Annotated in this window: 13 protein-coding genes; 8 read left to right on the top strand and 5 right to left on the bottom strand. The window is 72.5% G+C overall.

Annotation, left to right across the window (positions count from 1 at the left end):
* Window positions 1-43: 43 nt before the first annotated feature.
* Window positions 44-826: a DUF3152 domain-containing protein gene (locus BLT52_RS02035; RefSeq protein ID WP_157676923.1), complete on the top strand. Its 783-nt coding sequence runs from the start codon at window positions 44-46 to the stop codon at window positions 824-826.
* The gene (locus BLT52_RS02030; protein ID WP_090590148.1) at window positions 823-1,782 is read left to right on the top strand and encodes a DNA-3-methyladenine glycosylase family protein; all 960 of its coding nucleotides are present in this window, start codon (window positions 823-825) and stop codon (window positions 1,780-1,782) included. Before BLT52_RS02035 ends, BLT52_RS02030 begins: the two co-directional genes overlap by 4 nt.
* Before the next feature lie 9 nt (window positions 1,783-1,791).
* On the opposite strand, the gene BLT52_RS02025 is transcribed toward BLT52_RS02030, so the two are convergent.
* From BLT52_RS02025 to BLT52_RS02005, 5 genes are all read right to left on the bottom strand, one after another.
* Complete coding sequence (locus BLT52_RS02025) at window positions 1,792-3,603, bottom strand: S8 family serine peptidase (RefSeq protein ID WP_090590146.1); 1,812 nt, start codon at window positions 3,601-3,603, stop codon at window positions 1,792-1,794.
* Window positions 3,604-3,751: 148 nt separating this feature from the next.
* A complete protein-coding gene (locus tag BLT52_RS02020) occupies window positions 3,752-5,185 on the bottom strand; it encodes a sensor histidine kinase (protein WP_231946452.1) in 1,434 nt (477 codons plus the stop codon).
* 13 nt (window positions 5,186-5,198) lie between these two features.
* Window positions 5,199-5,894: a response regulator transcription factor gene (locus BLT52_RS02015; protein ID WP_090590144.1), complete on the bottom strand. Its 696-nt coding sequence runs from the start codon at window positions 5,892-5,894 to the stop codon at window positions 5,199-5,201.
* 10 nt (window positions 5,895-5,904) lie between these two features.
* Window positions 5,905-6,420, bottom strand: coding sequence for a low molecular weight protein-tyrosine-phosphatase (locus tag BLT52_RS02010; RefSeq protein WP_407922614.1), 516 nt, complete (start codon window positions 6,418-6,420; stop codon window positions 5,905-5,907).
* Window positions 6,421-6,440: 20 nt separating this feature from the next.
* A complete protein-coding gene (locus BLT52_RS02005; RefSeq protein WP_090590142.1) occupies window positions 6,441-6,830 on the bottom strand; it encodes a phage holin family protein in 390 nt (129 codons plus the stop codon).
* Window positions 6,831-7,019: 189 nt separating this feature from the next.
* On the opposite strand from BLT52_RS02005, the gene BLT52_RS02000 reads away from it, so the two are divergent.
* The 6 genes from BLT52_RS02000 to BLT52_RS01975 all read left to right on the top strand — a co-directional run bounded on the left by BLT52_RS02000 (window position 7,020) and on the right by BLT52_RS01975 (window position 13,733).
* Window positions 7,020-7,868, top strand: coding sequence for a transporter substrate-binding domain-containing protein (locus BLT52_RS02000; protein WP_157676922.1), 849 nt, complete (start codon window positions 7,020-7,022; stop codon window positions 7,866-7,868).
* Between the two features lie 3 nt (window positions 7,869-7,871).
* Window positions 7,872-8,528, top strand: coding sequence for an amino acid ABC transporter permease (locus tag BLT52_RS01995; RefSeq protein ID WP_090590137.1), 657 nt, complete (start codon window positions 7,872-7,874; stop codon window positions 8,526-8,528).
* Window positions 8,529-8,535: 7 nt separating this feature from the next.
* Window positions 8,536-9,267, top strand: a complete 732-nt coding sequence (locus tag BLT52_RS01990; protein WP_090590135.1) for an amino acid ABC transporter ATP-binding protein — start codon at window positions 8,536-8,538, stop codon at window positions 9,265-9,267.
* Window positions 9,268-9,347: 80 nt separating this feature from the next.
* Window positions 9,348-9,740 carry a hypothetical protein gene (locus BLT52_RS01985; RefSeq protein WP_157676921.1) on the top strand — a complete coding sequence of 131 codons (393 nt, stop codon included), beginning with the start codon at window positions 9,348-9,350 and terminating at the stop codon, window positions 9,738-9,740.
* A gap of 205 nt (window positions 9,741-9,945) precedes the next feature.
* The gene (locus BLT52_RS01980) at window positions 9,946-11,856 is read left to right on the top strand and encodes an ABC transporter ATP-binding protein (RefSeq protein WP_090590131.1); all 1,911 of its coding nucleotides are present in this window, start codon (window positions 9,946-9,948) and stop codon (window positions 11,854-11,856) included.
* Window positions 11,853-13,733 (top strand): ABC transporter ATP-binding protein, encoded by a 1,881-nt coding sequence (locus BLT52_RS01975; RefSeq protein ID WP_090590129.1) that lies wholly within the window; start codon window positions 11,853-11,855, stop codon window positions 13,731-13,733. Before BLT52_RS01980 ends, BLT52_RS01975 begins: the two co-directional genes overlap by 4 nt.
* The last annotated feature ends 67 nt before the right edge of the window (window positions 13,734-13,800 follow it).

The following is a 13,800-nucleotide window of genomic DNA, read 5'->3' as shown; positions in this document are numbered from 1 at the left end:
TCCCCGACGGAGCCTCCCCCGGAAGTCGAACTTCCGGCTCTGGGTGCTCGTCGCGGTGCTGCTGCTGGCCCTCCCCGGGGCCATCATCGGCGTCCGCACCCTGGGCGCGGCCCAGCAGCCGCAGGCCGCGGACGTCCCCCCGCTGCCCCCGCCCAGCGCGGCCACCCCGACCCCGACCGGGACCGGCGGGTCGGAGGAGGCCACCAGCACCACCCCCGGACCCGACCAGGACGCCGAGGACGTGCCGGACCCCGACCCCTCGGAGAAGGCGCCGAAGACCCCGTCCGTGCCCGCCTCCGGGCCGCAGGAGTACGTCACCGTCGACCGTCCGACCCGTCCGGGCTCACGCTCCGGCCAGCTGCTGCGCTACCGGGTGCTGATCGAGGAGAACCTCGACCTGGACCCCGGGGACACCGGTGGTGAGATCGCGGCCACCCTCGACGACGAGCGGAGCTGGACCGGTGACGGCTCGGTCCGCTTCCAGCTGGTGGAGCCCGGCGACGCCGTCGACTTCACCGTCTACGTGGTCACCCCGGGCACCACCGACGTGCTCTGCGCACCGCTGCAGACCCGCGGCGAGGTGTCCTGCCGCAACGGCGACAACGTGGTGCTCAACGCCAAGCGCTGGGTGCTCGGCGCGAAGGCCTACGGGGACGACATCACGAACTACCGCCGCTACCTGGTCAACCACGAGGTGGGCCACCGGCTGGGCTACGACCACGTCGACTGCCCGGGCGAGGGCGAGCCGGCGCCGATCATGCTGCAGCAGACCAAGGGCGTCGGCGCCTGCGAACCGCACCCGTGGGTGAAGTCGAGCGACCGGTGAGCACCGCGGGGGGCCCGGTGCGGCTGGTGCGCCTCGACGGCGACCCGGCGCTCTGCCTCCAGGTCAACCTGGCCAAGCTGCGCCACGGGCCCGGTGACCCGACCCACCGCCGGGTCGGGCCCGGTCAGTGGTGGCGGGCCAGCCGGACGCCCGAGGGCCCGGCCACCAGCGTCTGGGTGGCGCTGGCGGACGGGGTGCGGGTGGAGGCCTGGGGTCCGGGCGCGGGGTGGACCCTGGAGCAGGCGCCGCGGCTGCTCGGCGCCGAGGACGACCACGCCGGCTTCGAGCCCCGCCACCCGCTGCTGACCGAGGTGCTCCGGCGCCGTCCCGGGCTGCGGATCGGGGCCAGCGACCGGGTGCACGAGTCGCTGGCGCCGGCCTGCCTGGAGCAGGTGGTCACCGGGAAGGAGGCCTTCCTGGCCTTCCGGCTGCTGGTCCGCGAGTTCGGCGAGCCCGCCCCCGGCCCGGCGCAGGACCCGGACTCCCTGGCCGCGGGCCTGCTGCTGCCGCCCGAGGCCCGGACCTGGGCCCGGATCCCGAGCTGGCGCTACCTCGCGGCGGGGGTGGAGCAGCGGCGCAGCGCACCCCTGGTCCGCGGTGCCACCCGGGCCGCCGCCCTGGAGCGCACCCTCGAGGGGCCGCACCGCGAGGCGGACCGCGCGCTGCGCTCCATCCCCGGCATCGGCCACTGGACGTCGGCGGAGGTCCGCCAGCGCGCCCACGGCGACACCGACGCCTGGAGCGTGGGGGACTACCACGTGGGCGGGGCGATCAGCTACGCCCTGCTGGGGGAGAAGCTCGACGACGCCGCCGCCACCGAGGCGCTGGAGCCCTACCGCGGCCACCGCTACCGGGTGCAGCTGCTGCTGGAGCTGGAGGCGCCGCGCCCGCCCCGGCGCGGGCCCCGCTTCACGCTGCCGACGCACACCCCGCGGGCCACCCGCGGGCGGTCCTGACCCCCCGGGTCAGCGGGCGGTGGCGGTCCCGGACGCGGTGGAGGTCGCGCTGGTGCCGGCCACGTTCACGGCCCGCACCGTGGCGGTGTAGGTCTTGCCCCTGCTCAGCCCGGTGACCTTGACCCAGGTGGTCGGCGCGGCCACCTCGACGGTCTTGGTGCCGCCGTCGCTGGTCCGGCGCACCGTGACCAGGTAGCGGGTCGGTGCCCCGCCGGAGGGCTTGGACCAGTCCACCTTGATCGACGTCGCGGTGTCGGTGGTCAGCCCCGACGTCACGACCGGCTTGGCCACCTTGCTCGGCGCGGCGACCACCGTGGTGGTCTTGCTGACGGTCTTGCCGGTGCCGATCGCGTTCACCGCGGCCACCGTGAAGGTGTAGCTGCGGCCCGGGACAAGGTAGCGGAAGGTCCGGTTCAGCTCTCCCTTGGGCACCAGCACGCTCTCGGGCCCGCGGCCACGGGAGTCGGTGCCGGACCGGGTGACGCGGTACCCGGTGACCACGCGGCCGTTGTCGCGCAGCGGGGCCTTCCAGGTCAGCAGGACGCTCTTGGCGGCGTGGTCGGTCGTGAGCACCGTCGACGTCGGCGCGCCCGGGGCGGCGAAGCGGACGTCGGAGTACACCAGCCGGTTCGGGCTGCCGGCGCGGTCGGCGACGACGTCCCAGGTGCTCAGGTCGCGCACGGCGCCCCAGACCTGGCCGCTGCTGGCCCGGGGCTCGCGCTCCAGGAAGCGGGCGACGACCCCGGTGACGTGCGGTGCCGCCATCGAGGTGCCGTCGAGGGTGGCGGTGGCGCTGGTCGAGCCCTTCCAGGCCGAGCGGATCCCCACGCCGGGGGCGAAGAGGTCGACGCAGCGGCCCTGGTCGGAGAAGGGCGCGCGCCGGTCCGAGCGGTCCGAGGCGGCCACGTTGATCGCGCGGCCGAACCGGCCCGGGCTGGAGCTGCAGGCGTCGGTGTCCTCGTTGCCGGCGGCGGTGACCACGGGAGCACCGGCGTCGTACAGGGCGCTGATCGCGGCCTCGGTGTCGGCGACCAGCTCACGGCCGTCGGCGTCGAGCCCGCCGGTGTAGACGCCCCCGGAGAAGTTCACGACCACCCGCTCCTCGATGCTGCGGGCGTAGTGGCCGAGGTCCTGGAAGGCGTAGAGCACGTCGCTGAGGTAGGCGTCACCGTTGCAGTCGAAGACGCGGAGCGGCAGCACCCAGGCGTCGGGCGCCGCGCCGTAGGTGCTCCCGGCCGCGGTGCCGGCCACGTGGGTGCCGTGCCCGTTGCAGTCCTCGGGCGTCTCGTCGACGGAGAAGTAGTCGTAGCCGTCGAGGACGCGGTCGGTGAAGTCCTGGTGCGCGGCGTTGATGCCGGAGTCGACCACGGCGACGACCACGCCCTCGCCGGTGGTGCGGGTGGTGTAGGCGCCGTCGAGGGTGCGGCTGCGCTGGTCGATGCGGTCCAGCCCCCAGGGCACGGCGGCGGAGGTGCCCGCACCGGCGCTGACCGTGGCAGGGGTGAGCCGGATCTGGACGTCCTTGACCACGCGCTCGATCCCCGGCTGGTCGGCGAGGCGGTCGGCCTCCCGGGCGGTGAGCTCGACGGTGAAGTCGCCGCTGGTGCGCCCGGCGAAGCGGGGCCGCGGGGCCGGCTGGCCGTCGGAGCGGGAGGAGATCCGCTCCGCGCTGCTGCGGCTCTCCGCACGGACGAGGTAGCGCTCGGCGGGCTCGTCGGCCTGGCTGACCGCCGGCGAGAGACCCAGCAGCAGGGCGGGGGCCAGGAGGAGGGCGAGGGCCGCACGGGTGGCGCGGCGGGAGGGGCGGGGGAGGGGGCTCACGGGGGACTCCTGCGACGCGGCGTGGGCCGCCGGGGCCGGGCCCGTGACACCGGGTCCGCGCGAACCATATGGGTTCGGCGGGGGTGCTGACCAGTGCCTGGACGAATTCGTTGTCGGTCCGTGACCGGAACCGGAGCCGCCTCGTGCCTCAGTCGCTGATCCGGGTGAGGATCTGGGTCTCGTCGCCCTCGTCGTCCACCTCGGCCAGGGTGGTGCTGCCGGGCAGCTGGACGGTGAACTCCGCCCCGCCCTCGGCCGAGCGCCCGGCCCGCACCCAGCCGCCGTGCCGGGCCACCGTGGTCGCCACGATGGAGAGGCCGAGACCGGTGCCGGGGGTGTTGCGGGAGGAGTCGGCGCGGTAGAAGCGGTCGAAGATGTGGGGCAGGTCCTCGTCGGTGATCCCCGGCCCCTGGTCGGAGATCCGCAGCCGGTCACCCTCCAGCAGGACGTGCACGGTGCCACCGGGAGGGGAGAACTTCACCGCGTTGTCGAGCAGGTTGGTGATGGCCCGCTCCAGGGTGTCGGGCTCGCCGATCAGGTAGAGCGGGTTGAGCTCGACGTCGAAGGTCAGCCCGGGTCCGCGGCGGCGGGCCCGCTCGATCGCGTTGCGGGTGACCTCGCGCAGGTCGATCGGCTCCGGGGACGGTTCCACCCGGTCCTCGCGAGCCAGCTGGACCAGGTCCCCGACCAGGGTGGTGAACTCCGCCAGCTGGGCGGCGACGTCGCGCAGGATCTCCGCCCGGGCGCCCTCGGGCAGCATCCCGGTGCGGTCGTCGGCCACCAGCAGCTCGATGTTGGTGCGGAGGCTGGTCAGCGGGGTGCGGAGCTCGTGGCCGGCGTCGGCGATCAGGCGGCGCTGGCGCTCGCGGGACAGGCTGAGCGAGGACAGCATCGTGTTGAACGAGCGGGTCAGCTGGGAGAGCTCGTCGTCCCCGTGCACCTCGATCGGGTCCAGGTGGTCGGTCACCGTCACCCGCGACACCGCCCCGCTCAGCTCGCGCACCGGTCTCAGGCTGGAGCGGGCGACGGCGTAGCCGATGAAGGCCGAGCCCACGGCGGCCAGCCCGCCGAACGTGCCCATCACCAGGGCCAGCGAGCGCAGGATCGAGGTGTAGGGCTGCAGCGGCCGCCCGATCACCAGGGCGTAGCTGCCCTCCTCCTCGATCTCCATCGGCACCGCGACGATCCGGTACAGGTTGCCGTTGTCGGCCCGGCCCTCCCGCGCGGACGACCCCTGGCCCAGCCGGGCCACGGCCATCTCCTCCGCGCCCCACACCAGCGAGGTGGACGCACCGGGCACGCGCCGGACCGAGCCGTCGGTGCCCAGCACCAGCAGGGAGACGTTGACCGTGCGCAGCGCCTCGGCGTCCAGGCCGCCCAGGGTGGAGATGTCGGCGGAGACCGAGTCGGAGGTGAAGCTCGCGATCTCGGTCAGCTCGTCGTCCAGCTGCTGGTACAGCGACACCCTGGTCACCAGCCAGCCGGCGACCCCGGTCAGGGCCACGGTGCAGGCGACGGCCAGGGCGGTCAGCACGGAGATCCGGCGCCCCAGCGTGGGGGAGCCCAACCACTGCCAGATCACGGCGGGCCCTCGATCACGGTGGGGTTTCACGCAGCACGTAGCCCACGCCACGCACCGTGTGGATCAACCTCGGCTCGGACTCGGCCTCGGTCTTGCGACGGAGGTAGCCGATGTAGACCTCGAGCGAGTTCGCGGTGGTGGGGAAGTCGAACCCCCACACCTCGTTCAGCAGCCAGCCGCGCTCCAGCACCCGCCGCGGGTTCTCCATGAAGGCCTGCAGCAGCGCGAACTCGGTCCGGGTCAGGCTGATCGAGCGGTTGCCGCGCAGCACCTCACGGGTCTGGGTGTTGAGCGAGAGGTCGCTGAAGGTGAGGTGCTGGGCGGTCGGGTCCAGGGACTCGTTGACCGTCCCGGCCCGCCGCACCAGGGCCCGCAACCGGGCCAGCAGCTCGTCCAGGGCGAACGGCTTGGCCATGTAGTCGTCGCCGCCGGCGTCCAGCCCGTCCACCCGGTCGCCGACGGCGTCGCGGGCGGTGAGCACCAGGATCGGCACGTCGTTGCCGGTGGAGCGGAGCATCCGGGTGGTCTCCAGGCCGTCCAGCCGCGGCATCATCACGTCCATGATCACGGCGTCCGGGCGCACCGCGGACAGCCGGGCCAGGGCCTCGACGCCGTCGCTGGCGGTGCTGACCTCGTAGCCGCTGTACTGCAGCGAGCGGGCGAGGGAGTCACGGACGGCCTGGTCGTCGTCCACCACCAGGATGTGCATGGGCCCCACCTTAGGGCCGATGCCCCTGCAAAGCCCTGAAGAGGCCCGGCATGGCCGCCTCGATGCTGGCCAGGGTGTCCCCGAAGCCCTCCCCCCCGCCGTACCAGGGGTCGGGGACGCCTGCGCCCTCGGGTGCGGCCGGGTCGAAGTCGGTGAGCAGCCGGACGTTGTCGTTGCGGTGGCCGGTGATCTGCTCCATCCGGCGCACGTGGACGTCCTCCATCGCCACCACCAGCTCCGCACCGGCGATCTCGTCGGCGGAGACCTGGGAGGCGACGTGGTCGTCGGCGTCGTAGCCGTGGCGCTCCAGCCAGACCCGGGCCCGGGGGTCCACGGGGTTGCCCAGCTCCTCGGTGCTGGTGCCCGCGCTGGTGAAGCGGACGCCGTCCAGCCCCTGGTTCTCGGCCCACTTGCGGGCCACCCGCTCGGCCATCGGGGAGCGGCAGATGTTGCCCCAGCAGACGAACACGACCTCGCGGACGTCCTGGTCGGGCGCGCTCACGCCGTCCTGGTCGGGCGCGCTCACGCCGTCCTGATCGGGCGCGCTCACGCGCGACGCCGACCACGACGGCGGTCGTCGCCGATGAACGCGTTCAGCACGAAGCTGACCACCGAGATGATGAGGGCGCCGAAGAGGGCGTTCCAGAACCCGTCGACGTGCCAGCCCAGCCCGAACCAGCCGCCGATCGCGGAGGTGAGCCAGAGCATCAGCGCGTTGATGACCAGCAGGAAGACCCCGAGGGAGAGCAGCACCACGGGGAGCGTGACCACGGTGAAGATCGGCTTCACCACGGCGTTGACGATGCCGAAGACCAGGGCGACGGCCAGCAGCACCAGGACCATCCGGACCGGGGAGCCACCACCCAGGGTGATGCCCGGCAGCAGCAGCGTGGCGACGCCGAGGGCCGCGGCGTTGGCGAGGAGTCGGAGCAGCATGCCTCCATGGTTCCACGGGCCCCCACGCCTTCCGGGCCGTCGCGGCGCATCTCCGGGTGTGGCCAGGGCATGTCGGGGTACCGGTGGAGCAGGCGTCGACCCCGGTTGGTACCGTCGGCGGCTGTTTGCCTGGTGGCCGGACCCGGCCGCGACCGAGACCAGGCGCCCCGTGCGCCCAGGAGGAGAACCGTGCAGATCCCCACCCGCCGATCCCGCACCACCCAGAGCCCGGCCGCCGGACGACGCGGTCCGCGGGCGCTCGTGGGCCTGCTCGCCGCGTCCTCCCTCGTGCTCAGCGGCTGCGGCGGCGGCGGCGGTGGCACCGAGGGCGAACCGGCCGACAGCGGCAGCGACGCGCTGATCACCGAGGGGACGCTGGTCGCGGCCTCGAGCGGTGAGTACCGCCCCTTCAGCTACTACGAGGGCGACGAGCTGGTCGGCTTCGACAAGGACATCGCCGACGCCGTCGCGACCGAGATGGGGCTGCAGCCCGACACCCAGACCGGACGCTTCGACACCCTCGTGCAGGGTCTGCAGAGCCGTCGCTACGACGTGGTGATCGGGTCCATGACCCCCACCCCCGAGCGCGACAACGCGGTGGACTTCACCGACGGCTACTACACCTCCGGCGCGCAGATGTTCGTCCGCGAGGACAGCGACTGCAGCGATCCCCGCGCGATGGACGCCCCCGTGGTCGGGGTCGCCAGCGGCACCACCTACCAGACGTTCATCGAGGACGAGGGCCTGGCCGGAGAGGTCAAGACCTACGGCTCCGACGTCACCGCCCTGACCGACCTGGCCTCCGGCCGGCTGGACGGCGTGGTCACCGACAAGCTGGTCGGGCTGAACCAGGTCAACGAGGCCGAGCAGCCGCTGAGGACCTGCGGTGAGCTGCTGTTCAGCGAGGAGCCGGCCTTCGCCGTCCGCGACGGGAACACCGCGCTCGTCGAGGACCTCAACGCCGCGCTGGCCGCGATCAAGGAGGACGGCACCTACGCCGAGCTCAGCGAGAAGTGGTTCGGCCAGGACATCTCCTGAGCCATGGGAGACTTCCTGACCGCCCTGGTCGACTCCTGGCCGCTCTTCCTGGAGGCCGCCGGCCGCACGCTCGCGCTGTCGGCGGTCGCCCTGGTGCTGGCGCTGCCGCTGGGCGCCCTGGTGTCGGGCCTCGCCATGAGCAAGATCCGTCCGCTGCGCTGGTTCGCCGCCGGCTACATCGGCCTGATCCGCGGCACCCCGCTGATCACGCAGATCTTCATCCTGTACTTTGGGCTGACCATCGTGCTGCTGCTGCCCGGGTTCTGGGCGGCCTCGATCGCGCTGGCCTTCCACAACTCCGCCTACATCGCCGAGATCATCCGCTCCGGCTTCCAGTCGGTGCCCAAGGGGCTGGACGAGGCCTCGCGGTCCCTCGGCATGAGCTGGTCGCGGACCCTGCTGCGGGTGCGCGGTCCGCTGGCCTTCCGCACCGCGCTGCCGGCGCTGGCCAACCAGTTCATCATCGCGGTGAAGGACTCCTCGCTGGCCGCCTTCGTCACCGTGGACGAGCTGTTCCAGGTGGCGCTGCGGCTGACGGCCTCCACCTACGAGCCGATGACGTACTACGTGATCGTGGCCTTCTACTACCTGGCCATCGTGCTGGTGCTCACCCTCGTGGTGAACCGGCTCGAGCGCGCCCTGAGCAAGCACCGGAGGTGAGCGGGCGATGAGCATCGTGAGCATGGAGCAGGTCTCCAAGCGCTTCGGGGACAACGTCGTGCTGGACGGCGTCGACCTCGAGGTGGCCAAGGGTGAGGTGGTGGTGCTGATCGGTCCGTCCGGCGCGGGCAAGAGCACGCTGCTGCGCTGCGTGAACGGGCTGGAGTCGATCGACGGCGGGGCCATCACGGTGGACGGCAGCCCGGTGGTGCAGCAGGGCCGCCAGCTCAACGCCCTCCGGCAGCGGATCGGGATGGTGTTCCAGCAGTTCAACCTCTTCCCCCACCTCAAGGTGATCGACAACATCACCATGGCCCAGCGCGACGTGCTCGGGCGCTCCCGGGCCGAGGCCGAGCAGCGGGCGACGGCCCTGCTGGAGCGCGTCGGGCTGGCCGAGAAGGCGCGGGAGTACCCCGAGCGGCTGTCCGGCGGTCAGCAGCAGCGGGTGGCGATCGCCCGCGCCCTGGCGATGGACCCGGTGCTGATGCTCTTCGACGAGCCCACCTCCGCGCTGGACCCCGAGCTGGTCGGGGAGGTGCTGCAGGTGATGCAGGACCTGGCCGCCGAGGGGATGACCATGCTGGTGGTGACCCACGAGATGCGCTTCGCCCGGCGCGCCGCGGACCGGGTGGTGCTGATGGCCGACGGGGGCATCGCCGAGCAGGGGAGCGCCGAGCAGGTGCTGGAGCACCCCACCAGCGAGCGGGGACGGGCGTTCCTGGCCGAGCTCGGCGGCTGACCCGACCGGCGCCGGACCAGGGGCCGGTCGGGGCGTTCCCCGGGTGCGCGACGACGCCGCCTGGGCCTAGCGTGCGGGTCATGGAGAACAACCGGCCCGACCCCCGCGGTGAGGCCGCCCGCCCCGACGTCGAGGCGGCGCTGGCCGCCCGGCGCGAGCTGGGCCCGGAGTACGACGAGGCCATCGCCGCCGGCCTGGCCGACCGGGTCGAGCAGCTGGCGGCTGCCCGCAGCGCCGAGCTGGCCGTCCTTGGCCGCTCCGGGTCGGCGGCGGACCAGGCCGAACGCAGCTCGCGCACCCAGCGGTTCACGCTCGGCGTCATCTCCCTGGGCGTCGGCGTCCCGATCACCGCCATCAGCGCCACGAACGTCGAGCCGGGGCTGCTCGGGGTGGTGGTCTCCTGGGCCGGGATCGTGGGGGTCAACGCCGTCTTCGCGCTCGGCAACCTCCGCTCCCGGCGCCGCGACCGCTGATCGGTCACCGCCCGGTCGCACCCCGGTGCCGGTCGACCTGGTGACGTCGACCGACCGAGGTGCCGAGGGGCCGGGTGGCTTCGTCGCCGTGATCGTGACCGGGAATGATGCATCGACTGCAGGATTCCGCTTTGTCCTCAGGCGCGCGTGAGGTTGGATGGTAGGAACCCACCTCTCCGCACACCCTGGTCAGGACGTCCGACTGATGCAAGCGGTTACCACCGTCCACCCGTCCACCCACCCCGTCACCGCCGACGCAGGCTCCGACGAGGTCCGACCGCTCATCGCCCCGCCGCCGGCACGCAAGCGGCCCACCACCTCGCTCTTCCGGCTGCGCACCTACCTGTACGCCTACGGCGCGCGCTACCTCATCATGGCCGTGGCCTCCGTGCTGGGCATCGGCTTCTCCCTGGCCATCCCGCTGCTGACCCGGCGCGTGATCGACGGCCCGATCGCCGACGCCGACCAGCGCGGCCTGCTCATCCTGGGCACCGTGGCGACGGCGGTGGGCATCGGGGAGGCGGTGGTGCTGTTCCTGCGCCGCTGGATCGTCTCCCGGGCCAACAACGGCTCCGAGCGGCTGATCCGCACCGACCTCTACGCCCGCCTCCAGCTGCTGCCGATGTCCTTCCACGGCCGCTGGCAGGGTGGTCAGCTGCTCTCGCGGATGATGACCGACCTCGCGATCATCCGGCGCTTCCTGGGCTTCGGGATGATCTTCCTGGTCGTCAACATCGCCCAGATCATCGTCGTGGTCATCATGCTGCTGGTGATGTACTGGCCGCTCGGCGTGGTCGTGGCCGCCTCGATCGTTCCCGTCGCCTGGCTCTGCCACGTCAACGAGAAGCGCTACACGAAGCTGTCGCGCAAGGTGCAGGACCAGCAGGGCGACGTCGCCTCCAGCGTGGAGGAGGGCGTCCACGGCCTGCGCGTCATCAAGTCCTTCGGCCGCTTCCCCCACCTCTACTCCGGCTTCGAGCGCCGCACCAACGAGCTCTACGAGACGTCGATGGACCGGGTCCGGCTGCAGTCGAAGTTCCTCACCTTCCTCGAGGTCATCCCCACCTGCACGATGATCATCGTGCTCGGCATCGGCGCGGTGGCCACCGCCCGCGGCGAGATCAGCATCGGCACCCTGGTCGCCTTCATCACCCTCCTGCTGTCGCTGATCTGGCCGGTCGCCGCCCTCGGCTTCCTGCTGGCCATGACCCAGGAGGCGATGACGGCCGCCGACCGCATCGCGGAGATCCTGGACGCCGAGAACCCGCTGGTCGACGGCACCCGGGTGCTGGAGTCCCCCCGCGGGCACCTGCGGCTGGAGGGCGTCGGCTTCCGCTTCGACGACTCCGACGAGGACACTTTGAAGGGCGTCGACCTCGACATCGCCCCGGGGGAGACGGTCGCCCTGGTCGGGGGCACCGGCTCGGGCAAGACCACGCTGACGGCGCTGGTGGCGAGGCTGGTCGACGTCACCGAGGGCCGGATCACCATCGACGGGGTGGACGTCCGCGAGCTGCGGATCTCCTACCTGCGCAGCCTGGTGGCCACCGCCTTCGAGGACCCGACGCTGTTCTCCATGTCGGCCCGGGAGAACCTGACCCTGGGTCGGGCCGACGCCAGCGACGCCGACATCGAGCAGGCGCTGGACATCGCGCAGGCGCAGTTCGTGAAGGAGCTGCCCTGGGGTCTGGACACCCGGATCGGTGAGCAGGGGATGAGCCTCTCCGGCGGTCAGCGCCAGCGGCTCGCGCTGGCCCGCGCGGTGCTGGTCAACCCCAAGGTGCTCGTCCTCGACGACACCCTCAGCGCCCTCGACATCCACACCGAGGCGCTGGTGGAGGAGGCGCTCAAGCGGGTGCTGAGCGACGTCACCGGTCTGGTGGTCGCCCACCGGGCCTCCACCGTGCTGCTGGCCGACCGGGTGGCGGTGCTCAGCCGCGGGTCCATCGTGGCGGTGGGCACCCACGCCGAGCTGCTGGCCACCAGCCAGGAGTACCGCGACCTGATGTCGGCGGACTTCGACGCCGAGGCCGAGCTCGACGAGTGCCGGTGCCCCGAGCACCCCAGACGCCACCCCGACCGGTCCGGCGACGAGCGGGCGGAGGTGGCCCGATGAGCACCTCCACCCGTGAGAGCCGTCGCGACCGCCAGCGCGCCGCCGAGCAGCGACCGGCCGACGTCGACGCCTGGCGCGGCGTCAAGGCCGAGGGCCAGGAGGAGATCAGCACCTCCGGCTCGGTCTTCCTGCGCCGGCGCTCCTGGCTCCTGCTGCGCGACCTGGTCCGCCCCCACCACCGCGCGCTGCTGGTGCTGGTGGTCGTGGTGGTGCTGGCCAACGGCGCCCGGCTGGCACCGCCCGCGCTGGTGCAGCGCGGCATCGACGTGGCCATCCCGGCCCTGGTGGACCGCGACGCGATCGCCCCGCTGGTCACCGTGATGGCCCTGATGCTGGGGGCGGTGATCGTCCAGGCCATCGGCAACATCATCTTCGTCCGCGGCTCCGGGCGGGTCGGGCAGCAGATGCTGCTGGAGATCCGCCAGCGGCTCTACCGCCACTTCCAGACCCTCGACGTGGCCTTCCACGACCGCTACACCTCCGGGCGCGTGGTCTCGCGGATGACCAGCGACGTCGACGCGATCGCCGAGATGGTGCAGACCGGGTTCTCCGGCCTGGCCACCGCGGTGCTCACCATGGTCGGTGTCGGCGTGCTGATGCTGGTGCTGGACTGGCAGCTGGGCCTGGTCTGCCTGCTGTCCTTCCCGGCGCTGATGCTGCTGGTGCGCTGGTTCTCGAGGCGGACCGCGGTGACCTACCGCGGCGTCCGGGAGGCCTCGGCCTCGGTGATCATCCAGTTCGTGGAGACCATGAGCGGCATCCGCGCCGTCCAGGCCTACCGCCGCGAGGGCCGTAACAAGGAGATCTTCGAGGACCTGGCCGACCGCTACCGCGACGCCAACGTCACCGCGTTCCGGCTGGTGGCGATCTTCATGCCGGGGGTCAAGCTGGTCGGCAACATCACCATCGGCCTGACGCTGCTCTACGGCGGCTACCGGGTGCTGCAGGGGGAGATGACGGTGGGCGTGCTGGCCGCGTTCCTGCTGTACCTGCGGATGTTCTTCGAGCCGATGCAGGAGATCAGCCAGTTCTACAACACCTTCCAGTCCGCCACCTCGGCGCTGGAGAAGCTGTCGGGGGTGCTGGAGGAGCGTCCCAAGGTCGCGCCGCCGGCCAGGCCGGCCGAGCTGCCGCGGGCCCGCGGGGCGATGCGCTTCGAGGGTGTCCGGTTCGCCTACGTCGACGACCGTCCGGTGCTGCCGGGGCTGGACCTGGACGTCCCGGCGGGTCAGACCGTGGCCCTGGTCGGCACCACCGGTGCGGGCAAGACCACCATCGCCAAGCTGATGGCGCGCTTCTACGACCCCACCGAGGGCCGTGTCACCCTCGACGGGATCGACCTGCGCGAGCTCGACGACGCCGACCTGCGCCGGGCGGTGGTGATGGTCACCCAGGAGAACTTCATGTTCGACGGGACCATCGGGGACAACATCCGCTTCGGGCGTCCGGACGCCACCGACGAGGAGATCCGGGAGGCCGCCCACGCGGTGGGGGCCGACACCTTCATCGACTCGTTCCCCAAGGGCTACGACACCGACGTGGCCAAGCGCGGTGGACGTCTCTCCGCCGGTCAGCGCCAGCTGGTGGCCTTCGCCCGGGCCTTCCTGGCCGACCCGGCGGTGCTGATCCTGGACGAGGCCACCTCGAGCCTGGACATCCCCAGCGAGCGGCTGGTGCAGCAGGCGCTGCAGACGATCCTGGCCGACCGGACCGCGGTGATCATCGCCCACCGGCTCTCCACGGTGGAGATCGCCGACCGGGTGCTGGTGCTGGAGCACGGCGAGGTGCTGGAGGACGGCTCCCCGGCCGAGCTCACCAGCCAGCAGGGCGGCCGCTACGCCGCGCTGCACGAGGCCTGGATCGACTCGCTGGCCTGAGGTCCCACGCCCCACCCGCCCGGCCAGGTCGCCGGGCGGGTGAGGGGCTCCCGGCGGTTCCCTGACA

The organism is Auraticoccus monumenti (assembly GCF_900101785.1).
GTDB classification, from domain to species: Bacteria; Actinomycetota; Actinomycetes; order Propionibacteriales; family Propionibacteriaceae; genus Auraticoccus; species Auraticoccus monumenti.
The sequence above is the reverse complement of the archived record's forward strand: the minus strand, read 5'-3'. Positions and strand labels throughout refer to the sequence as shown.